Genomic DNA, 20,241 nt, shown 5'->3' with positions numbered 1-20,241 from the left:
GGGTGCAGGTCTTCTGCACCCCAACTTAGCTGCCGTCACAACGTCTCCGCTTACCTCCCCGGCTCTCCCGCGTCCCGAAGGAACAGGCGTCACGCGGCACCTACGAGGACACGCAGAAGCAGCGCTATCTCGAGCGTCAGGTCCGCAAGTGGAAGCGACACGCTGCGGTCGCCCTCGACGACGACCAGCGGCGTGCGGCCAACGCGAAGGTTCGCGCCTACCAGGCCCGCATCCGCGAGCTAACCGCAGACACCGGGCTGCCCCGCAAGAGCCGCGCGAACAGGTTGCAACGGCTCGTTGATCAGGCGTCGGGCTGTTCGGCGTCGAGTTGCGGTCCCAGCATCGAGTGCTGACGGGTGCAGCCGTTCGCGCAGTACGGCGCCGACGGCCCGAATGTCGGGGCCGCCCCAAGAGCCCCGAACGATCACTTTGCGACTCATGGGCCCATTGCAGCGGCGGCAGCTACCGGGGACTCGCTCTATCTCAACTGGCATTCCCGCACCGTACTGCCACGCACTGACAAAGGACTTCCGCCCGCCAGGCGCGGGCCGGATTGCACAACCCCCGCCAGGCGCGGGGCCTTTCCCTACGCGCACCAGGAGTGCACGCATGAACAAGCGAACCCTCGCCCGCCAGCGCCTCAGCACCGGATGGGCTCACCCCTACGCCACGGGCCCTTTCGACCCGTACCTGTACGCCGACGGCGGGGACGGAGACGACTCCGGATCCGACAGCGGCGACACAGGTGACGACGGGGCGGACGACGCGGGAGACGCCGACGCCGGCGGGACCGGCGATGACGACTCGGACGACGGGCGGGCAAGGACGACAAGCCCAAGCCCAAGGCCCCGGCGCGGAAGCCCGCGGACGAGGACCCGGCCGCGACGATCGCCCGGCTCCAGAAGGACTTGAAGACGGCGAACGGAGAGGCCGCGAAGGCGCGTACGTCCGCGAAGAAGGCCGCGGCTGACGAGGCCCGCACGGAGATCGTGCAGGAACTCGGCAAGGCACTCGGCCTGATCAAGGACGACGACGCGCCGCCGGACCCTGCCGCGCTTACCGCGCAGATCGAGAAGGCGACGGCCGCGCATCGGTCGACTGCTCTCGAACTCGCGGTGTACCGGGGTGCGGCCAAGGCGGGCGTCGACCCGGACGCGATCACCGACAGCCGGGCGTTCATGGCGTCGATCACGGATCTCGATCCGGCCGACGACGGGTTCGCGAAGGCAGTGACGGCCGCCATGAAGAAGGCGGCCGAGGACAACCCCAAGCTCAAGGCCGCGAGCCAGGCGCCCGCGCGCAGCAGCAGCGACTTCTCCGGCGGCACCGGGGGTCGCGGCCGCAACGACGACTCCATCGAAGCCACCGCGAGAAACGACGGAAGAACCGCGGCGGCTGACCCCGTAGAGAGAGGCCCCATGGCCAACACGTTCCTTTCCCCTGACACCATTGCCCGCCGTGCGCTGGCCACCCTGTACGAGTCCACGCACATGGCGCAGCTCGTCCACCGCGACTACGAGGCGGATTTCGCGGGCCGTGTCGGTGACACGATCACCGTCCGCAAGCCCGCCGTCTTCACGGCCAACGAGTTCAACCGGACGACCGGCATCGTCCCCCAGAACGCGACCGAGTCCGGTATCGCGGTGGTCCTGAACCACCTGCCCGACGTGTCGTTCACCGTCACGACCGAGCAGCTCAACCTGGAGATCGACGACTTCGGCGAGCAGCTCCTCGACCCGGCCATGGAGGCGGTCGCGCAGAAGATCGACCGCGACCTCCTCGCGCTGCGCAACGACGTCTCCCAGGTCGTCGGTGAGGTCTCGGAGAACACAGCCGGCGAGGACTACAACTACCCCGACGGCGAGTACCCGTGGTCTGACTCGCGTGTCCTCATCGAGGCTGGTGCGCTCCTGGACACGAAGAACGTGCCGCAGGCGGACCGCAACGTCGTGGTCGGCCCGCGCACCAAGGCGCGGTGGATGGCGGAGAAGATCTGGCGCGCCTCGAACGAGCGCGGCAGCACCGTCGGTCTGACGGAGGCGCAGTTCGGGCGCGAACGCGTCCGGCTTCACGCCGTACATGTCGCAGAACATCGCGGGCCCGGCCGCGACCCCGGCGGCCGGTCAGCCGACCACCGAGGAGAGCGTGGCGTTCCACCGGACCGCGTTCGCGCTGGTCACCCGCACGCTGGAGGTTCCTCCGGGCGCGCAGGACGCCACGATCATGAACTACAAGGGGTTCGCCCTGCGCGTCGTCTACGACTACGACATCAAGTACAAGCAGACCGTGGTCAGCGTCGACTGCCTCTACGGCACGAAGACCCTCGACGCCAACCGTGCCGTCATCATCAAGGGAGCTGACGCCGCATGATCCGTTACCGCAACCACAACACCGGCGACGTCGTCGAGCGCAGCCAGAAAGACGCTCGCCTGGAGATGCTGCCGAACTGGGAGCCTCGGCAAGGACGAGAAGGCCGACGCGCCCGTCGAGCGGGACGGCGTCCTCACCCGCCCGCAGGCATCCCCTGGTACGGCGCCGACCGACCCGGACAGCCCGCAGGCCGAGACGGAGGCCGAGTTCAAGGCGCAGCAGGAGGAGGCCGGGGACCCGCCCGCCAAGTCCGCGTCCAAGGACGAGTGGGTCTCCTACGCCGAGAAGCGTGCCGTGTCCGATCAGGAGCGGGAGGAGATCCCGGGGCTGACCAAGGACATGCTGATCGCCAAGTACGGCGAATCGTCCGCCTGACCAGCCCGCCGCGTACGAGGGAGGCCCACCGTGGCCTCCCTCACGCATGTCAGCAGGGGAGGTGCGAGGGATGCCCGCACCCGTGTACGCGACCGTCACGGACCTGGCCGACTATCTCGGCACGGCCGCGCCCGACGACGCGGAGCGGCTCCTGGCGTCCGCGTCCCGGATGCTCGACGCCAGGGTCCTGGCCTACTGCCGATACGACGTCGACACGGCGGGCCTGCCCACTGATCCGGACGTCGCGGCAGCAATCAGCCGGGCTGTGTGCGCGCAGGTCGCCTGGTGGGGCGAGATCGGCGACAGTACGGGCGCGGCCGGCGTCGGCTATGGGTCGGTGTCGATCGGCTCGGTCAGTCTCGGCCGGTCGGTGACGTCGGTGTCCGGCGAGGACTCGGCGGCCCGGCAGATCGCCCCGCAGGTGTGGGACGAACTCCAGGCCCCGCACCTGCACGACAAGATCGTCATCGGCGCTGTAGCGGTGACGTGGTGAGCGGCGGTGCCCGGCTGGCTGCTCCGGCACCGCATCACCGTCGAGCCGTACTCGGCGACTCCAGCACCGGCCCCCTGTACGGGCCGCCGGTCTCGGTGCGCTGCTTTGTCGACGAGCAGACCCGCGCGGTCCGTACGCCCGGCGGCGAGGAGGTCACCTCCTCGTCCACGGCGTACGCCAAGCCCGGCACCGACGTGCCGCCACTGTCCCGCGTGACGCTGCCCTCCGGCCGCACCACCACCGTCATCGCCGCACTGCCCGCGACGGCGGCGGACTCCCCACGCCCGACCACGTCGAGATTCAAACTCCAGTAGAAGGGGGACGCCGTGGCGCTCACCTTCCGCCTCCACTTCAACGGAGCTCCCGCCGAACGGGCCATCCGCCAGCGGCAGCACACGGCCTGCAACTCGCCGCCGAACACGTCCTCACCGAATCACAGGACGTCGTCCCCCTCGACGAGGGCGAACTCCCAGCGTTCCGGGACCGCGACAGTCGACGAGGGCGGACCTCACTGCCGCTGTCTCCTACGACACCCGGTACGCCGTCCGGCAGCATGAGGAACTCGACTTCCAGCACGCGCCCGGGCGCCAGGCAAGTACCTGGAGCAGCCGCTCAACGCGAACCGCGGCCCGGTGCAGCGGATCATCGCCGCCGAGATCAGGCGGGCGCTGCGGTGAGCTTACACGAGCAACCTCCTTGACGGCGTCACCGGTCTCCTCGCTGGAGCCGGCGTCGGTGTCTTCCGGCCCGATGCGGTGATCAGCGATCCGGAGACGGGGATCTTCCTCGGTGTCCTGCCGGACGGCGCCGGACCGGGCGATCGGCCTGACCGCCTATCCGGTCGAGGACACCGGCCTGACGACACCACGACCGGAGTGCAGTTCCGCATGCGGGCGGGCCCGCGACACGACAGCGGTGGACGATCTCGCCGATCTGGTGCGGGACGTCCTGCACATGCGCGAGCACTACACCGCGGGCGGCGTGCACGTGGCGCTGTCGTGGCGGCGTCGCAGGCGTGGATCGGGCAGGACGCGCACGGCCGCATGAGCTGACCAGCAACTTCTACTTCCGGACCGTACGGCCGGGCCCCTTCCAGCACGAATAGGAGCACTCATGTCCACACCTGTGGAGACAAACGTCACCGCTCTGGCCCGCCGGTGGCGGCTGGAGGTCAACGTCGGCACGACCGCGACACCGGACTGGAAACTCTGCCCGGGAATCACGGAGTTCCAGCCCGCGCGGAGCCGAACATCGAGGACAGTTCGGACTACGACTCCGACGGCTGGGCGGGGAACACGAAGACCGGCCAGAGCTGGGAATCGGCGTCACGATCAACCGGAAGACCAACGACCAGGTGAAGGTCTTCAACCCCGTTCACGAGGCGATCAGGCTCGCCCACTTCGCTACGGCTCCGCCAACCTGGTCACCTGCGCTACATGGACCGCAACGGCCTCCCCGAGGCCTACGAGGGCCACGCCATCCCCACGTGGGAGGAGTCTGGCGGCGAGACCACGACCTCGGTCAGGTCGAGATCACGTTCACCGGGGACGGTCCGCTCACCCCGATCGACAACCCGCTCGCGGAGGAAACTCCCTGATGGCGAGGAGTTCAAGCCGCTCAGCCGGTTCCTCGACGACGCGCTCATCCTGCCCGTGCCCTGCGCGACGGCGAGGAGCGCGCTTCCGCATCCCCTCGCCCCCGGCCGAGGACGGGCTCCGCGTTGAGATGCTCACCATGGCCGCGCCCGCCTCGCCCTCGGCGGCTCACCCGGTGACGAGGAAGTCCTGAACGACGAGGACGAGCGGCACATCTACCGACTGTCGCTCGGCGAGATGCACGACGAGATTCTCAAACACGTCGAGTGGACGCTGTTCAAGCACGTCGCGTTGACGGCGATGGTGTGGATCACCCAGGACCGTGACCGGGCCGAGCAGTACTGGAACTCGGCCGGCGACCCTTCTCTCTAGCCCGAATCGGGCGGATCGACGGTCGCAGCAACGCGCCTCCTCGGCGTCGGCTGCGGCGAACTCGACCCCGAAACGGGGCTCTACGAATGGTACGAAGGCGGCCTCACGCCGCGGCGGACGCGGCAGGCAGGGACGCAGGTAACCGCGTCGCCCTGCTCGAACAGTGGCCGCTCGTCGAGGCCGACATGCACGAGGTGTACGGCCTCGACCTGTCCTCTGGCGTCATGCGCGAGCGCACGTGGCGCTGGTTCCTCATCCGCCTGTACGGGCTCCTCTCCGCCGACTCCCGGGTCTCGCGGCACTTCGCGCCTCCTGAACCGTCCCCAGCACCCCCAGGAGGTAGCCGTGGCGCTCACCGTCGGCGAACTGACCGGGCTCATCACCCTCGACGCGTCCGGCGTCGGTGACGGGCTCCGCGACGCTGAGCGGCTCATGCAGCGCGGCGGACAGCAGATGGGCGACGACGCGGGCCGGGCCGGGCAGCAGGCCGGGCAGCAGCTCGGCGACGGCATCACGCAGGGCGCCACGCAGGGGCTGCGGGATCTGCGCCGCGACATGCAAACCGCAGGACAGCAGGCGGGACAGCAGCTCGGTGACGGCGCCACCCAGGGAGCAACCCAGGGCACGCGGGACCTGCGCCGCCACATGATGACTGCCGGACAGCAGGCCGGGGAGGGCCTCGGCGACGGTGTCCGCCGCGCCGCCCCGGACGTCGGCGACGCTGCGGGCGACGCGGGCGACACCGGCGGCGAGTCGTTCATGCAGCGCATGCGCGGCCGCGCCTCGTCCGGCATCGGGGAACTCGCGGGCAACATCCGCGAAGGCCTCGCCGGGAAGCTGGCACTCGCCTCGGTGGGGGCGGCGGCCGGCGCGATGCTGATGCAGGGCATGGCCGAGGCGATGGACCAGTCCCGCATCGTCGGACGGCTCGGGGCGCAGCTCGGCACCACCGGTCCAGAGATGCAGCGGTACGGGCACATCGCGGGCCGCCTGTTCGCTGATGCCGTCACCGAGGACTTCCAGGGCGCCGCGGACGCGATCAAGGCCGTGGCGTCGTCAGGCCTGATCCCGCCGAAGGCGACGAACCAGCAGATCGAATCGATTGCGACGAACGCGGCGGACCTCGCCAACATCATGGAGGTCGATGTCGGGCAGGCCGCGCAGGCGGCCGGGTCGATGGTGCGCAACGGCCTGGCCCGGAACGGCAAGGAAGCGTTTGACATCCTCACCAAGGGCTCGCGTGGCCTTGGTATCGCGGCCGAGGACGTGATGGAGACGTTCGTCGAGTACGGGCCGATCTTCAAGAGCGCGGGTATCTCCGGGCAGACCGCAATGGGCCTGATCCGGCAGGCGATCAAGGGTGGCTGGTCGAAGGACACCGACAAGATCGCGGACGCCTTCAAAGAGCTGGGAATCCGCGCGACGGACATGTCCACGGGCAGCGTCACCGCGCTGGAGCAGCTTGGTCTCAGCGCGCAGCAGACGGCGGACGACGTCGCGGCGGGCGGAGCGCGCGGCGAGAAGGCGATGGGCCTGATCCTGGAGAAGATCCAGAAGCTGGGACCGGACTCGGCGGAGGCCAAGCAGATCATCTCGGCGCTGTTCGGTGGCCCGGGTGAGGACTTGGGCGCCGCCCTCTTCTCCCTGAACTTGGGCAAGGCGTCCAAGAGCATGGGCGACACCGCGGGCGCCGCAGACGGCTCGGCGACGCGCTCCGGGACAATGCGGGCACGAAGGTCGAGCAGTTCCGCCGCGGTATTCAGCAGGGGGTCGTGGACTTCCTCGGCACCTACGTGATCCCGTCGATCACGAACTTCAAGTCGGTCATCAGCGGCGCGTTCGGCACCATGTGGGCCGACGCGGGCAAGGGTGGGCAGCAGGGAGTCGACCGGATCATCGCGTTCTTTGGGCTCCTCGGCCCGAAGATCGTGGAGAAGATCAAGGCTCTCGCGCCTCGGGCGGTCGAGGGCCTCATGAGCCTCGGCCAGTCCATGGGTGCATGGATGGCCGCAAACCCCGACAAAATGTTCAAGATCAGCCTGATTGCCGGGGCCATCATCATCGGCCTGGCGGCGCTCCCGCTCCTCATCGCAGGCGCCCTGATCGCCGCCGTCGGCATGATCCTCGTAAACCTCGGGCGGGGCCTCGTCGAGGGCATCCCCGGCCAGCTCAGCAAGCTCGGCGGGGCCATCAGCCGATGGTTCGGCGGACTCTGGTCCCGATACATCTCCGGGCCGCTCGGCCGCCAGTTCGCGTCCCTCGTGCAGTACGTGAGCGGCCTGCCCGGGCGCACGACGAGGGCCCTCTCCTCGCTCGGGTCGACTCTCTCCACCATCGCGTCCACCAGCTGGCAGCGGTTCAAGGACGGCGCCCGCCGCAAGGGCGACGAGTTCGTCTCGTGGGTCCGCGGCCTCCCAGGCCGGGCGGCTCGCGGCATGGGGTCGCTCGGCTCGCTGCTGTACGGGAAGGGCCAGGACATCGTCCGCGGCCTGTACAACGGCGTCCGCTCGATGGGCGGATGGCTCCGCGACAGCCTGATGGGCTTCGCGAGGTCCATGGTTCCTGGCCCGATCGCGCGAGCGCTGGGCATCGCGTCACCGTCCCGGGTGATGGCCGACCAGATCGGCCGGTGGATCCCGGCCGGTATCGCGCAGGGCGTCGAGCAGCATTCCGGCGTCCTCGACAAGACCATGGCGAACTTGGTCGACACTCCGTCGCCGTCCGCGTCGATGGCGTCGACCGTCGGTGCCGCGGTGGCCGGCGGCACGGTGAGCGGCGGGGGCGGCAGTTCTGTGGTGACGCTCCGGTCGGACGGGTCGGCGTACTCCGAGTTCCTCATCGGCGAGCTCCGCAAGGCGATCGCCAGCAAGGGCGGCAACGTCCAGTTCGTACTCGGGAGGGGGTAGACGTGGCGTTCCCGGAAGATGCGCTGCCGCTACGGGTGGAGATCAAGACCGGCTCGGTGTGGGTCGACATCACCAAGGACGTGAAGACCTCGGATCCGATCGTCCACTCGCGCGGCATCCGCAATCGGGGCGTTGTCGCCGAGCCCGCCACCATGCCCATGCGGATCAACAACGCGGGCGGCAAGTACTCGCCCCGCAACCCGATGGGCCCCTACTACGGCTTCATCGGCCGCAACACGCCCGTCCGCATGTCCCTGCACCACGGTCCGACCTACCTGGCCGTGAACGGCACCGGCTTCGGTAACACCGGGGCTTCCACCCCGGACACGGCGGCCCTCGACATCGTCGGGGACATCGACATCCGCTTCGAGGCAACCCTCGACAACTGGCTCGCCGCCGGAACCGTCGAACTGTGCGGCAAGGGCCTTGGCTCCGGGAACCAGCGCTCATGGATGCTGATGATGACCGATCAGCGGCTGCGGCTGCGCTGGTCCACCGACGGCACCGCGTTCACCTTCCGGGACTCCACCGAGCTGCTGACCATGCCGTCACCGACGCTTGCCGTGCGGGCCACCCTGGACGTCAACAACGGCGCCAGCGGGCACACCGTCGTCTTCTACACCGCCCCCTCCATGGCAGGGCCCTGGACGCAGCTCGGCGCCCCCGTCGTCACCTCCGGCACGACCAGCATCTTCAACAGCTCGGCCCCGGTCCGCGCCGGAGACGGCTGGGGCGACGTGGGGTTTCCCAGCGCCAGCGGCCGGGTGACCCGCTTCGAACTGCGTAACGGCATCGGCGGCACCGTCGTGGCCAACCCCAATTTCACTATCCTCACGCCGGGGACGACGACGTTCACAGACCCTGCCGGCCGTACCTGGACGGTCGGTTTCGACACCGAGATCACCAACCGGCGCCCAAGGTTCGTGGGCGAGATCTCCTCGTGGCCCCGCCAGTGGACGCCGTCCGCCGCGATGGCGTGGGTGCAGGTCGAGGCCGCCGGAGTCCTGCGCCGCTACAGCCAAGGGCAGAAGCCCTTGGAGTCGACGCTGCGGCGCCGCCTGCCCTCGCAGGGCCCGATCGCGTACTGGCCGATGGAGGAGGGCGAGAACGCAACGCAGGCCGCGAGTCCGATCGCGGGCGTGCGGCCGCTGAATGTGAGCGGGTTCCGTATGGCCGCCACCGACACCCTGCCCGGCTCGAAGGCCCTGCCGCAGGTGCAGGGCGGCGCGACTCTGTCCGGGCTCGTACCGACCCCTCCGGCGGGCGCCGCCGCAGAGTGGCACACCGAGTTCGTGTGCTTCATCGACAGTCCACCGCCAGCGCCACGGACCATCCTGCAATGGCTGTCCACGGGCACGGTCAAACGCTGGCGGCTCATGATCACTGCGGGCGGCGTCGACCTGCATGGCTACGGCGACAACGACGTGGAGGTGACCTACATCCTGTCCGTACTGCCGCAGATCTTCGGCAGATGGACCCGATGGAAACTGTTCGCCACACAGAGCGGCAACACGGTCACCTACACCATCGCCTGGGTTTTCGTCGGGGCCGGCAGTCTGGCCAGTTCCAACTCGTACACCGGCAGCGTCGGCCGTATCTCCGGCGTCATCGATCCCGGCCCCTACTCGGGGGATCTGTCGAGCGCCACGATCGGGCACCTCGCCGTCTTCCCGACCGCGGACACCTATGCCTTCAACGATGGCGACCACGGATTCAACGGGGAGTCGGCGGCGGCCCGCATGATCCGGCTGTGCCAGGAAGAATCCGCACCCCTGCAAATCACGGGTGCGGCGGCTGACACCCTGCGCGTGGGACCGCAGCGGCCATCGGATCTGCTGACGCTGCTGGCCGACGCGGCAGCTGCCGACGGCGGCGTGTTCGGCGAGGACCAGGGCAGCGCCTCGCTGTGGTACCGGACCCGGGCCAGCCTCTACAGCCAGACTCCGGCCCTGACGCTGCCGTTCGGGTCGCTGAGCCCGCCGTTCGAGCCCGTCGAGGACGACGAGGTCCGCAACGACCGCACGGTGGTCCGCGAGGGCGGCTCATCAGCCCGCGCCGCCCTCACCTCGGGCCGCCTGTCCGTGCAGCCACCCCCGGCCGGGATCGGCATGTACGACGACTCCACCACCCTCAACCTGTACACGGACGGGCAAACCGAGCTGGTCGCCGGGTGGATGCTCCACCTCGGCACGTGGGACGAGGACCGCTACCCGGAGATCACCCTCCTACTGCACCGGCACCCCGAGCTGATCGACGCCGTCCTCGCGCTCCGGGTCGGCGACGTCATCCGCATCACCGACGTCCCCACCTGGGTGGCGACGGGCGACATCCTGCTGCGGGTGGACGGCTGGTCGGAGACGCTGCTGCCCCGCACGTGGGCCATTCGGTTCGCCTGCTCACCGGCCGGGCCGTGGACGGTCGGCGTATACGGGAGCGCGCGCAGGGACAGCGGGGGCAGCGCGCTCGCGGCCGGCGTATCGGCGACGGCCACGTCCCTGTCCGTGGCGACGACGTCCGGCCCGCTGTGGACCACGACCGCCTCCGACTTCCCCTTCGACATCCTCGTCGGTGGGGAGCGGATGCGCGTCACCGGTGTCACCGGGGCCAGCTCGCCGCAGACCATGACTGTGGTCCGCTCCGTCAACGGCATCGCGAAGGCGCAGAGTTCGGGAGCCGCTGTCGGCCTGTTCCAGCCCGCGGTGCGGGCCCTGTAAACGAAGGAGGGCCGTGTGCCTGATCTGACCGCGGGCAGCCGCGTGAACGCGCTGGATGCCCCGCCGACGGTGTACGTGCAGGACACCACGGCGCAGACGAACATCGCTTCCACGAGCTACTCCGTCGGTTCGCCCGAGGTGGGCGTGACGTTCACGGCGCCGACGACGGGCCGCGTGTGTATCAAGGTGGGCGCGAGCATGAGGAACGACGCTGCGAACTCTGACCGCGTCGCGGTGACGGTCGAGGTGTTCCTGGGTACCAGCGGCTCCGGAACCCAGGTAGTGGCGCCGACGGTGTTCCGGGGCGTGGCCTCGCCGGGCACCGCGTCGCCCGGCGACTACGCCACCTACGGCAACGAAACGATGGTGACCGGTCTGACGCCAGGGGCGACGTACTACGCGAGGTGCATGCACATCAAGTACGGGTCCGGCGGCACCACGGTGGACCTCGCGATGCGGGATCTCCTGATCAAGCCCGCCACCTGAGCCCGTTCCGCCCCTGCCCCGAGCCGTCCGGCCGGGGCCTTTCTCATGTCTGGAGACCCATGCAACCCGCTGACATCGAGCACCGGTTCGCCTTCCACGCTGCGACGACGCAGGAGAAGCGCGACGAGCACACGAGCGTCCGGCAGGCGTGCCGACGGCTCGCCGACGAGATGAACGAGCGGCTCCCGGAGGGCCGTGAGAAGGCGCTCGTCGTGACCAAGCTGGAAGAGGTCATGTTCTGGGCGAACGCGGCGATCGCGCGCGCCGGTGCGGACGACCGCTGATGGCCACCTGCCGCGGCATCGACGTGTCCTCCTACCAGGGCGCTCAGGACTGGGCTGCTCATGCGAGGGAGGGCATCGTCTTCGCCTTCGCCAAGGCGTCCGAGGGGCAGCAGACGCACGATGCCCGGTTCGCCACCCACATCAAGGGCATCAAGGCCGCGGGCCTAGTGCCGGGCGCCTACCACTTCGCGTGGCCGAACCAGGACGCCGCGCGGGAGGCGTCGAACTACATCAGCGCCGTCCGGCCGTACGCCGGGAAGGGCTTCACGCACTGGCTCGACTTGGAGCGCTACAGCGACGGCCGGAACTACGCCGGGCGTACGGCCGCGCAGATCAAGGCGTGGGTGGCCCGCTGGGTCGCCCTCGTGCAGGAGGCATTCCCGGGGCAGCGCGTCGGGATCTACACGAGCGGCGATGACATCGCGGCCGGACGCGTGCCCGCGGGGCTGCCGCTCTGGTACCCGGCGTACCCGTGGGGCGCTGCCGCGTACAGCAGGGCCGAGGCTGCCGCGCAGCCGAAAGCTTCCGGGCGGACGCCGCTCATCTGGCAGTTCACCAGCCAGCCCATCGATCGATCCATCGCCTACCTGTCCGCGAGCGAATTCCGCGCGTGGGCGGCTGGTACTGACGTGGAGGAGGACCCCTTGGCGGGACTGAGCAAGCAGGACATCTACGACGCGGTGTGGAAGACGGATGCCGTCCCCGCGCCCAAGACGTCGACCACCATCAAGACGAACCCGACGTGGGCTGCCGTGTCGGTGCTCTCCGACATCGCAAACCGCGTCCGGTCGACCGAGACCACCGTCACCGCGCAGGCCGCCACGATCAAAACGCTCGTCCAGGCCCTCGCCGACCGGGACGACGCGGTCGACGTGGACGCGCTGGTGCAGCGCATCACCGACGCCATCGAATCCGTGACCGTCCGCCTGGACGTCGACCCGAAGAACTGAGGTACCGAGCATGATGACTGCTGCCTTCTGGAAGGCCACCGCCGAGCGGATGATCCGCACCTTCGCGCAGGCGGAATTGGCGCTCGTCAGCGGGGACGGCCTCGGCCTCCTCGATGTCGACTGGGGGTCCGCGCTGTCCGTGGGCGGACTCGCCGCGGTGGCCGCGCTGCTGACCGCGATCGGGACGAGCGGCGGCACCACCGGCCCCGGCATCACCGAGACCGTGGCGACGCCGGACACCCCGCGCGGCCCGACCAGCCTGTAACCCGCACGACCGTGATGGAGGCAGTACGTGGACGCTGCGACGCTCGGCGCCGTCGGAACCATCGTCGTCGGGCTCGCGGTGGCCACGGCCTCCCTGATCGGCCAGCGAGGCGCCAACAGGGCGAACCAGTCCGGGGCCGTGCTCGGCGGCTACAGCTCGCTGGTGGACAACCTCCAGGAAGAGCGCGACAAGCTCCGCTCGCAGCTCGCCGAGAACGAGGTCAAACTCGCGGCGGCCTACGCCGAACTGGCCAGTGAGCGCGCTGAGAAGGCGCGGCTCCTCACAGAAATCTCGGCCCTCTCCGACGAGAACAGCCGACTACGCCGCGAACTCGCTGACCTGGGAGGCCAACCGACGTGAGTGGACGCCACACAGAGCCGCTGCTCGCCCGCCGCTGGCGCTCCCTCATGCTGACCGCGGTCCTTCTCGTCCTGTCCGGGGCGGTGGTTCTGGTCTGGCTGCGGATCGATGCGGAGGCCCGCCGCGCGGATGCGTACGGGGCGGAGGCCGTACGGCGCGGGAATGCGGTCACGACGCTGGCCGAGGATGTACGGATCCTGCGGACGCAGATCAAGGCGAAGGGCGGGACGCCGGCGGCTCCGGATCCGTCCTCGGCCGTCGAGGATCTGCCGGATCGGGTGCGGGTGCCGGTGGTGGTGTCGGGCCCGCGCGGGGAGCGCGGTCCGTCCGGTAAGCCTGCGCCGACGCTCACGCCGTCTCCTGGGGCGAAGGGTGAGCAGGGTGCGCGTGGGGAGCAGGGCGTACCGGGCGCGGATTCGACTGTGTCGGGTCCGGCGGGTGCGGACTCTACGGTGCCTGGCCCGTCCGGGCCGCCTGGTCCTGCCGGGCGGGACGGGACGAACGGGACTGATGGGAAGGACGGTCGAGACGGGACGACCGAGTGCCCTGACGGCTACAGCTGGCAGGTACCGCCCGACGATCCTGACGCTCTGGTGTGCCGCAAGACCGGGGTATCTCCCCCGGAGCAGCCGGGTCCTGGGGAGAGCGTTCCTCCGCTGGCGGCGGCGCTTGATCCTCAGCGTCGGCAGTATGCGCTTCGGCGCGGACGGCGTGCGCCCACGCGGTGACGAGCTGCTCGTACTCGGTGCGCTGCTCTGTGGACAGGAAACCGCCCGAGCGCAGCATGAGTTGCCGGATCTGCTCGTTCAGCTCGTCGGCGGTGGCGGACACGGGCAGGACCGTAGCCTCCTTCGCTGGATCTCGACCAGAGGATAACTGGACAAGCGCGCTCCGCTACGCCCCTGCCGCCCCTTGCCGGGGCGGTGGGGGCCGTTTCGTCATGCCTGGACGCCGCCGAGCCGCTGCGCGTGCAGCATGAGCAGCGCAGCGACTGCGTTCGCCGACCGGATCTCACCGCTCGCAATCAGCGCTGGGACCTTGGCCAGCGGCACCCACTCGCGGCGCGACGACTCGAAGTCATCCTCCGGGACTTCGCGGACCTGGACGGCCGAGTCGGACACGTACACACGATGGTGGGATGTCGAGATACCCGGCATCGGGTCGACGGCGAGGAGCAGCCGCATCGGGCCCGGCCGCCACCCGGTCTCTTCCTCGAACTCCCGGGCCGCTGCCGCCGCTACGTCCTCACCCTCGCCGGTCCCGCCGGACGGCAGCTCGTAGCCCCACGCGTCGGTGATGAACCGGTGCCGCCACAGGAGCAGCACCTCGTTGGCGTCGTTGACAACGGTGGCCACGGCGACCGGACGGAGCCGGATGACGGTGTGATCGAGGTGCCGGCCGTCGGGTAGCTCGACGTCCGCCATGTTCACGGTGCACCACCGGTTCTCGTACACGGTGCGCTCGGACAGGGTGCGCCACACGGACACGGGATTCCTCTCGTCGGGGACAGCATCCATCCGACCACACCGGCTACAGCGGGATGCGGAGGGTGTCGTCGATGCGGGCGACGACGTCCCGAACGCTGGTGCTGCGGGTGGCTGCGAGGCTGCGGCGAACCCCGGCAAGACGGTCATACAACCGGTGGGACTCCATGCCCTGCACGGTGTCGAGCATCCGCTCGGCGGTCCCGCCCGCCAGGTCAACGGCGCCGGCGCGGAGTTCGCAGTCGGCGAGGGTGGCGAGGCGGTGGACGCGGCCGCGGGCATGGGCCTGGATCTCGACGGCCTCGGCCGCGTACCGCTGGGCGGGCCCGGTGTCACCGAGCCGCATGAGGGTGTCGGCGAGCGCGTTCTCCAGGAGGCCGGGCTGCACATAGCCCGTCTCGGCGGGCTCCTCGTCGGGCCGGATCAGCCCGGCGGCAAGTTCGGCCTGCCGCATGGCCTGACGCGCCCCGGCATGATCGCCCATCCTTGAGAACGCCTTCGCCTGCATCGCGTTCAGGTCACAGGCGAGGGCCGGTGAGATGGCGTGCCCTGCGGCCCGTAGTCCGGCCTCGGCGAACGCGACGGCTTGACGGTGCTCGCCAAGGAAGAGGCTGTGATTCACGAGCAGCGCGATCACGTACCCGCCGAACGCCCGGTCCCCGGACGCCTTCGCGAGGCGGAGCGCCTGGTGGTAGTAGCGCTGCGCGAGGCCTTGCGCGTTCGAGTCGTACGCACAGATCCCGGCGACGGCGACGAGCCCGCCGACAGCGCGGTGCAGCTCGCGGCCGGTGCGGTCGGTGTAGGTGCCGCGCATGAGCGGCGCCGTGTCCTGCACAAGGAACCGGAGCACGCGGCCGCGCGTGGCGACACCGCCGGCCTTGCGGTACATCTGCTCGTAGTGGGAGCGGGCCGTGCGCAGCTGCTCAACATCGGGGAGACCCACCTGGATCGCGCCCCTGCTGCTCACGTCTCGGTCTTCTGGCGGGTTCTCCCACTCCCACACGGGCCCGACCGCAGGCAGTCCGGTGATGACCGGCGCCGTTTGCAGATCCTCGCGGTGCTGATGGTCGCCGCGCCACAGTGCGGTCGCCTTGCCGAGGAAGCCGTCCAGCGGTGCGCTGACCGGCTGCGCGTTCTGTGCGCCCATGCCGAGGTCGTCGAGGGTGACTGTGCGGCCGAGACGGCGTCCGAGGATCTCGGCAATGAGGTCCGGCACGACGCCGCGCGGGCGCTCGCCCTTGAGCCAGCGAATCACTGAGCTGTGGTCGTACTTCATCGTCCGTCCTCGCGCGGCCGCGGCCGCGTTGATGTAGGCGGCCAGCCCTTTGCGGGACATCCCCGCCTCGGCGAGCAGCGCGTCGAGCAGCGTGTTGGGTTCCATGTCGTGCCCCCGGGGGTTTCGCTGCTGTAAGCGTAGAGAGATCCGCTTCACACAGTGTGTGAACAGCCCAACGCGGGCAGCCCCTTGCACACACTCCCGCACCCGACTGCGGGGAGCGAAGGATGGTCGTAGATCAAAGCCAACCCGTCCACGCCGGAGGCCCGCATGCCCACCACCACCCCGCCCACCGGCACACCGGAACGCACGATCCCCGAACTGTTAGAGGCCGCGTTCTCGGCAGCCCGCGAACACCCGGACAAGGCGGAGCGTGAAGCGTGCTGCTACGGGCTCAGCGCGGAGATCCACCGGTTGCTGCCGATCGTGCAGGCGCAGATGGATGCGCTGCCGCCTCGGACACGCGACTGGTACGCCCGTGACACGGCGATCCACGACGCGAAGGAAGAGCTGAGGAAAGGCCTCAGCCCGAGCCCGATGGGCGCGTACCTGACGCTCGCCGAACTCGCCCGGCGCCTGACCGCTCTCACCGAACTCGCGGATGAGTCATGAGTTTCGAGGGCGCACGCTTCTGCGCACACTGCGATCAACCACTCCGGTCCGGCGAGCCGGTCGACAGAATGACCGTCTTCAGCGCATCCGGCCCGGGCACGCTGGTCGAACTACACAAGGTGTGCCTGGTCGCTCCACTGCTGACCGCGCGCGGGGTACAAGGCGGACCCACCGCGCTGTGGTTTCGGTAGCTGCCAGAGACTCCCGCGGCCGCGGGCAACGGCGGCGGGTAGCGCGGTCGCTCGGAACCTGCATTCCGGGCGGCCGCTGTAGTTCCCCGCCGCCGTGAGTCCCGTCCCGGCGGCGGGCCACACCCGGCTCGTACCTCGGCAAGGACCCGAGCCGGAGGGGGCGGCCTCGTCCAGTCGACTCGACGGGCCGCCCCTGCGAACGGCCCGCAGACTCGCGACTGCGGGCGGAGGAGGGCGGCGGCGCGACGCGCGAAGGGGCGCCGCCGCCCGACTCAAACCAGGTCTCGGAGCGGAACCTTCAGCGCGTCGGCGATGCGAATCAGGTTGTCGACGACCGCCGCTTGGTGACCTTGCTCGATTCTGTTGATCGCCTGCCGGTCGAGGCCGGCCAGTTCAGCGAGCTTCTCCTGGGTGAGGTTCTGGTGCAGGCGCTCGGCCCTGATGTGGTCTCCGATGGCTCGCCGGGCGGCGAGGATTCGGGGCGTCGGCGGGGCGGGCGGCACCCGCTCAACGCTGGTCGGGTCATGATCGACTGTCTGTATCGTCGACCGTACATTTTCTGATCACTATCCGGCCACGGGCGCAAGCCGTCGTGCGATTACGACGCACGTTCGAGTGAATGCCCGCCCTTGAACGGGCGCCCGAGGCAACGATCCGACACGGTGCATATGACAAGCACCTGCACCCTGGACGGCCCTCATCGCGAGGTGGGGGCCCGCGTCCCCTGCCGATGTACGCGCATCCGTCGAAGGGGACGCAGTAGCTCTGATTCGGTCAGAGCTGGCGCCCTGCCCCATGACCCCGGGTAGGGCGTCTACGTTTTTCGCGTGGCCCCCGTCGATCTGTACGACGGGGGCCACGGCCTGGGGGTGAAGCCTCCCCGCCTCGACACCCCAGGAAAGAACGAGCGCGCATCTGGCGCGCGTGGGGAGACGCACCAGCCCTCGTCAAACAGCGACTCTACGTACTGTCGCCGCATGATCAATACCTCGAACAGGTGATACACGAGGAAGATCGCGTGGCGTTGTGGACTCTATGTGGACTTCGACCACAGGAGAGGCCCCCCGACGATCACGCCGAGGGGCCTCTGACCTGCTACTTAGTACCTGTGGGCGCGGACGGTTTCGAACCGCCGACATCCTGCTTGTAAGGCAGTACATCTTCCCGGCCAGGGTTTCCGAGTCTCGCCGAGACTCGCCGAGCCCTGATCACGCACCCTCGGTACCGCGCTTTCGAACAACTCCGAGACTCGCCGAGACTCACCGAGGGGGGTGTGTGGACTCCAAGTGGACTCCACCCCCTTCCGATCACTCAACGGCCCGGAGTCCACTACCTTCGCCGCCCTCCCTGGTCAGCGCCGTACGCACACGCTCCTGCGCACCCTCGCTCCCGTGGGTGTAGATCCACGTGACCTTCCCCCCGCGCTTCTGGCCGAGGAACGCCTGCGTATCCACCTCCGCCACACCCGCGTGATGCAGACGGCTCGCGACGTCATGCCGGTACTCGTACAGCCGCGGCCACCACTCGGTGCGTCCCGTCTCCGGGTCGGTCACCTTGCGCGCCACACCGGCCTGCTCGGTCGCCCGCTTCCACGGACGCTGAAGGTTGTTCATGTTCAGCGCCCCGCCCTTCGGGCCGCGGAACACCAGCTCCTCCACGTGCAGGTCGTAGCCGTCACCGATCCCCGAACGCGTGCGCTTGGGCTGCCACTTGGCGACCATGTAGCGGACGGCCTCCATCGCCGTTGGCGTCAGCGGGACCGTGCGGAACCCGGCCTCCGTCTTGGGCGCCTCCTGACGGCACAGCCGCCCCTTGTCGAGAACGAGGATCTCCTTCACCTGAACGGTCATGGCGTCCTCGTCCACGCAGTGCAGCCGCAGGCCCGCGTACTCGCCGGGCCGCATGCCCGTCTCGTACGCGAAGTCCCGCAACACGCGCTGGTAGTACTCCGGCAGCGCCGCGTGGATGAGCGCGTACTGCGCCTCCGTCGGCGGCTTCAGCTCGTCCGGATGCTTGGCCGGCTTCTTCGCGGTGACCTCCAGATGGGCCGCCGGGTTGTCCTTGATCCGCTCCCCATCCTTGATCGCCGCGTCGAGGAGCGAGATGAGGAGACGCCGCACCTGACACTGCGTCCGGTACCCCTTCACCTCATGAGTGAGCCAACGCTGGAGCTCCATGTACTCCAGGTCGATCAGCTTGTACGCGGCCCACTTCGGTTTGATGTGCGCGGTCCACAGACTCAGCTTGCGGTTCCGCGTCTTGACCTTGCCCTTCTTGCCCTGCACTCCCCAGTACTCGTCCCACCACTTCCCGACGAGAACCTTCCCTCGCTCCGGGTCGCGGTAGGTCCGCTGCCGCACGGAGGTGCGGACGTCGTCGAGGAAGGCCTCGGCGGCGCGCTTCCCACCGTCCTTGATGGGGAAGTTGCGGGCCTTCTGCCGTCCGGTGGGGTCGCGGTAGCGGGCCTGCCATGCGCCGACGCAGTCGCGGCGGGGTTTGCGTTCGCCGTGCTCGGCGGGCGGATACGCCTCCATGCAGAGGCCGCACCCGCAGGTCTTCGAGCGGATCTGGCGTGGGTTATTGGCCGGTTTACGCGGCATGCCCTGCCCCCCTTTGGCCTTGCGCGTGGCTGCCACCCTCGCGCGGCTCCTGGCGGGTGCCGTAGCTCGGTTGGTGATGATCGGCACGGAACGCCGCAGTTCGGCTGTTCCTCCGTGGATTAGGCGCCAAGGTTGATCACCTCGTCACTCCTTCGCTGCTGTGGAATGAGAGTGAGGAACCGGATCGGCTCCCCACACCAGCAGCGTGCACCGAACGCGTCTTGTTCTACGTCGAGTTGGCGAAGAACCGCCCGGACCGCGAGATGCGCATAGAGCACGCTTCCGGCCAGCACATCCGGGATTGTGATCAACCGGCGGTCAGCGTCGTACGGTTCGCGAATGAGGTCGCGAGGCGCGTACTGGACACGAATGCACATGGACACTCCCCCGTAATACAGGTGTGGCTGATGCCAACCAGTGGGGGAGGGCACCGGTCGTGTGATCGACCGTACCCCGCGTTGAGTGAATATGCGACCACTCTATGCACAGAAAATCCGCGCCAGTACACGGGGAGTAACTGAGTCCATTTAGCTCAGACTCGCGACTGCCCGCGACGGTTGCACAGGATTCAACGCCGGTTGCTTCAGGGCCGGTTCTTGTTGCTGTCGGCAACGGCGCCAGCCTGGATCATCAGCAGCTTCTGCTGCTCCTTCGTGAGCTGGTCGAAGATTTCCAGCATGGCGGCTCGGTCGTCCGGGTTGGGCGGGGCGGGCGCCTTCCGGCCGACGGCCGCGAAGAGCCGCTCCTCGGTGAACTTCGGGAACTCCCGGGCGAGGGCGCGGATTGCGGCCGGCCGGGGGTTGGCGTCGCCGTTTACCCAGTTGCTGACCGTGGAGTGGTGAGTGCCGATACGCGCTGCGATCTTGCTGGCGTTCGTCTGGTACTCGCTCATGAGGGAGGCAAGTACC

Annotated in this window: 21 protein-coding genes, 1 tRNA gene and 1 pseudogene; 17 read left to right on the top strand and 6 right to left on the bottom strand. The window is 69.2% G+C overall.

All coding sequences use genetic code 11. From position 1 onward, the window contains the following. The first annotated feature begins 29 nt into the window (after positions 1–29). The 16 genes and pseudogenes from C1N81_RS00465 to C1N81_RS00390 all read left to right on the top strand — a co-directional run bounded on the left by C1N81_RS00465 (position 30) and on the right by C1N81_RS00390 (position 13,170). Positions 30–353, top strand: a complete 324-nt coding sequence (locus C1N81_RS00465; protein ID WP_394425567.1) for a phage minor capsid protein — start codon at positions 30–32, stop codon at positions 351–353. A gap of 825 nt (positions 354–1,178) precedes the next feature. Further along, positions 1,179–1,934, top strand: a pseudogene (locus C1N81_RS00460) (P22 phage major capsid protein family protein); the annotation flags it as partial. 145 nt (positions 1,935–2,079) lie between these two features. Next, positions 2,080–2,370 carry a P22 phage major capsid protein family protein gene (locus tag C1N81_RS00455; RefSeq protein ID WP_394425566.1) on the top strand — a complete coding sequence of 97 codons (291 nt, stop codon included), beginning with the start codon at positions 2,080–2,082 and terminating at the stop codon, positions 2,368–2,370. Positions 2,371–2,815: 445 nt separating this feature from the next. Continuing rightward, on the top strand, positions 2,816–3,238 hold the full coding sequence (locus C1N81_RS00450; protein WP_394425564.1) for a hypothetical protein: 423 nt from the start codon (positions 2,816–2,818) through the stop codon (positions 3,236–3,238). Further along, positions 3,235–3,552 carry a hypothetical protein gene (locus C1N81_RS00445; protein WP_394425562.1) on the top strand — a complete coding sequence of 106 codons (318 nt, stop codon included), beginning with the start codon at positions 3,235–3,237 and terminating at the stop codon, positions 3,550–3,552. The genes C1N81_RS00450 and C1N81_RS00445 overlap by 4 nt, the downstream gene beginning before the upstream one ends. 475 nt (positions 3,553–4,027) lie before the next feature. Beyond that, positions 4,028–4,285, top strand: coding sequence for a hypothetical protein (locus tag C1N81_RS00440; protein ID WP_394425561.1), 258 nt, complete (start codon positions 4,028–4,030; stop codon positions 4,283–4,285). A 110-nt stretch (positions 4,286–4,395) separates the two neighbouring features. After that, positions 4,396–4,596 (top strand): phage tail tube protein, encoded by a 201-nt coding sequence (locus C1N81_RS00435; RefSeq protein ID WP_394425559.1) that lies wholly within the window; start codon positions 4,396–4,398, stop codon positions 4,594–4,596. 474 nt (positions 4,597–5,070) lie between these two features. Continuing rightward, positions 5,071–5,205, top strand: coding sequence for a DUF7426 family protein (locus tag C1N81_RS00430; RefSeq protein ID WP_394425557.1), 135 nt, complete (start codon positions 5,071–5,073; stop codon positions 5,203–5,205). Positions 5,206–5,550: 345 nt separating this feature from the next. Next, on the top strand, positions 5,551–7,002 hold the full coding sequence (locus C1N81_RS00425; protein ID WP_394425556.1) for a phage tail tape measure protein: 1,452 nt from the start codon (positions 5,551–5,553) through the stop codon (positions 7,000–7,002). Continuing rightward, positions 6,978–8,111 carry a phage tail protein gene (locus C1N81_RS00420; protein WP_394425554.1) on the top strand — a complete coding sequence of 378 codons (1,134 nt, stop codon included), beginning with the start codon at positions 6,978–6,980 and terminating at the stop codon, positions 8,109–8,111. Before C1N81_RS00425 ends, C1N81_RS00420 begins: the two co-directional genes overlap by 25 nt. Positions 8,112–8,113: 2 nt before the next feature. Next, entirely contained in the window at positions 8,114–10,825 is a 2,712-nt protein-coding gene (locus tag C1N81_RS00415) for a hypothetical protein (protein ID WP_394425553.1), read from the top strand. A gap of 15 nt (positions 10,826–10,840) precedes the next feature. Continuing rightward, the gene (locus C1N81_RS00410) at positions 10,841–11,311 is read left to right on the top strand and encodes a hypothetical protein (RefSeq protein ID WP_394425551.1); all 471 of its coding nucleotides are present in this window, start codon (positions 10,841–10,843) and stop codon (positions 11,309–11,311) included. A gap of 59 nt (positions 11,312–11,370) precedes the next feature. Further along, positions 11,371–11,595 (top strand): Acb2/Tad1 domain-containing protein, encoded by a 225-nt coding sequence (locus tag C1N81_RS00405; protein WP_394425550.1) that lies wholly within the window; start codon positions 11,371–11,373, stop codon positions 11,593–11,595. Further along, positions 11,595–12,545, top strand: a complete 951-nt coding sequence (locus C1N81_RS00400; RefSeq protein ID WP_394425548.1) for a glycoside hydrolase family 25 protein — start codon at positions 11,595–11,597, stop codon at positions 12,543–12,545. The genes C1N81_RS00405 and C1N81_RS00400 overlap by 1 nt, the downstream gene beginning before the upstream one ends. 10 nt (positions 12,546–12,555) lie before the next feature. After that, on the top strand, positions 12,556–12,810 hold the full coding sequence (locus C1N81_RS00395) for a holin (RefSeq protein WP_394425546.1): 255 nt from the start codon (positions 12,556–12,558) through the stop codon (positions 12,808–12,810). 27 nt (positions 12,811–12,837) lie between these two features. After that, positions 12,838–13,170, top strand: a complete 333-nt coding sequence (locus C1N81_RS00390) for a hypothetical protein (protein WP_394425545.1) — start codon at positions 12,838–12,840, stop codon at positions 13,168–13,170. Positions 13,171–14,108: 938 nt separating this feature from the next. Here the strand turns inward: C1N81_RS00390 and C1N81_RS00385 are convergent. Both C1N81_RS00385 and C1N81_RS00380 read right to left on the bottom strand, forming a co-directional pair. After that, the gene (locus C1N81_RS00385; protein WP_394425544.1) at positions 14,109–14,687 is read right to left on the bottom strand and encodes an NUDIX domain-containing protein; all 579 of its coding nucleotides are present in this window, start codon (positions 14,685–14,687) and stop codon (positions 14,109–14,111) included. A 13-nt stretch (positions 14,688–14,700) separates the two neighbouring features. Continuing rightward, positions 14,701–16,035 (bottom strand): transcriptional regulator, encoded by a 1,335-nt coding sequence (locus C1N81_RS00380; protein WP_394425542.1) that lies wholly within the window; start codon positions 16,033–16,035, stop codon positions 14,701–14,703. Positions 16,036–16,200: 165 nt separating this feature from the next. On the opposite strand from C1N81_RS00380, the gene C1N81_RS00375 reads away from it, so the two are divergent. Next, positions 16,201–16,542 (top strand): DUF6415 family natural product biosynthesis protein, encoded by a 342-nt coding sequence (locus tag C1N81_RS00375; RefSeq protein WP_394425540.1) that lies wholly within the window; start codon positions 16,201–16,203, stop codon positions 16,540–16,542. Between the two features lie 463 nt (positions 16,543–17,005). Here C1N81_RS00375 and C1N81_RS00370 read toward each other — a convergent pair whose 3' ends face one another. The 4 genes from C1N81_RS00370 to C1N81_RS00355 form a co-directional block, all read right to left on the bottom strand. Further along, positions 17,006–17,236: a helix-turn-helix domain-containing protein gene (locus C1N81_RS00370; protein ID WP_394425538.1), complete on the bottom strand. Its 231-nt coding sequence runs from the start codon at positions 17,234–17,236 to the stop codon at positions 17,006–17,008. A gap of 606 nt (positions 17,237–17,842) precedes the next feature. Further along, positions 17,843–17,951 (bottom strand) — tRNA-Val (locus C1N81_RS00365). 89 nt (positions 17,952–18,040) lie between these two features. Then, the gene (locus tag C1N81_RS00360) at positions 18,041–19,333 is read right to left on the bottom strand and encodes a tyrosine-type recombinase/integrase (RefSeq protein ID WP_394425536.1); all 1,293 of its coding nucleotides are present in this window, start codon (positions 19,331–19,333) and stop codon (positions 18,041–18,043) included. A 583-nt stretch (positions 19,334–19,916) separates the two neighbouring features. Then, a complete protein-coding gene (locus C1N81_RS00355) occupies positions 19,917–20,225 on the bottom strand; it encodes a helix-turn-helix domain-containing protein (protein WP_394425534.1) in 309 nt (102 codons plus the stop codon). Positions 20,226–20,241 lie beyond the last annotated feature (16 nt).

The sequence above is a fragment of the Streptomyces sp. SGAir0957 genome (assembly GCF_043523415.1).
The sequence above is the reverse complement of the archived record's forward strand: the minus strand, read 5'-3'. Positions and strand labels throughout refer to the sequence as shown.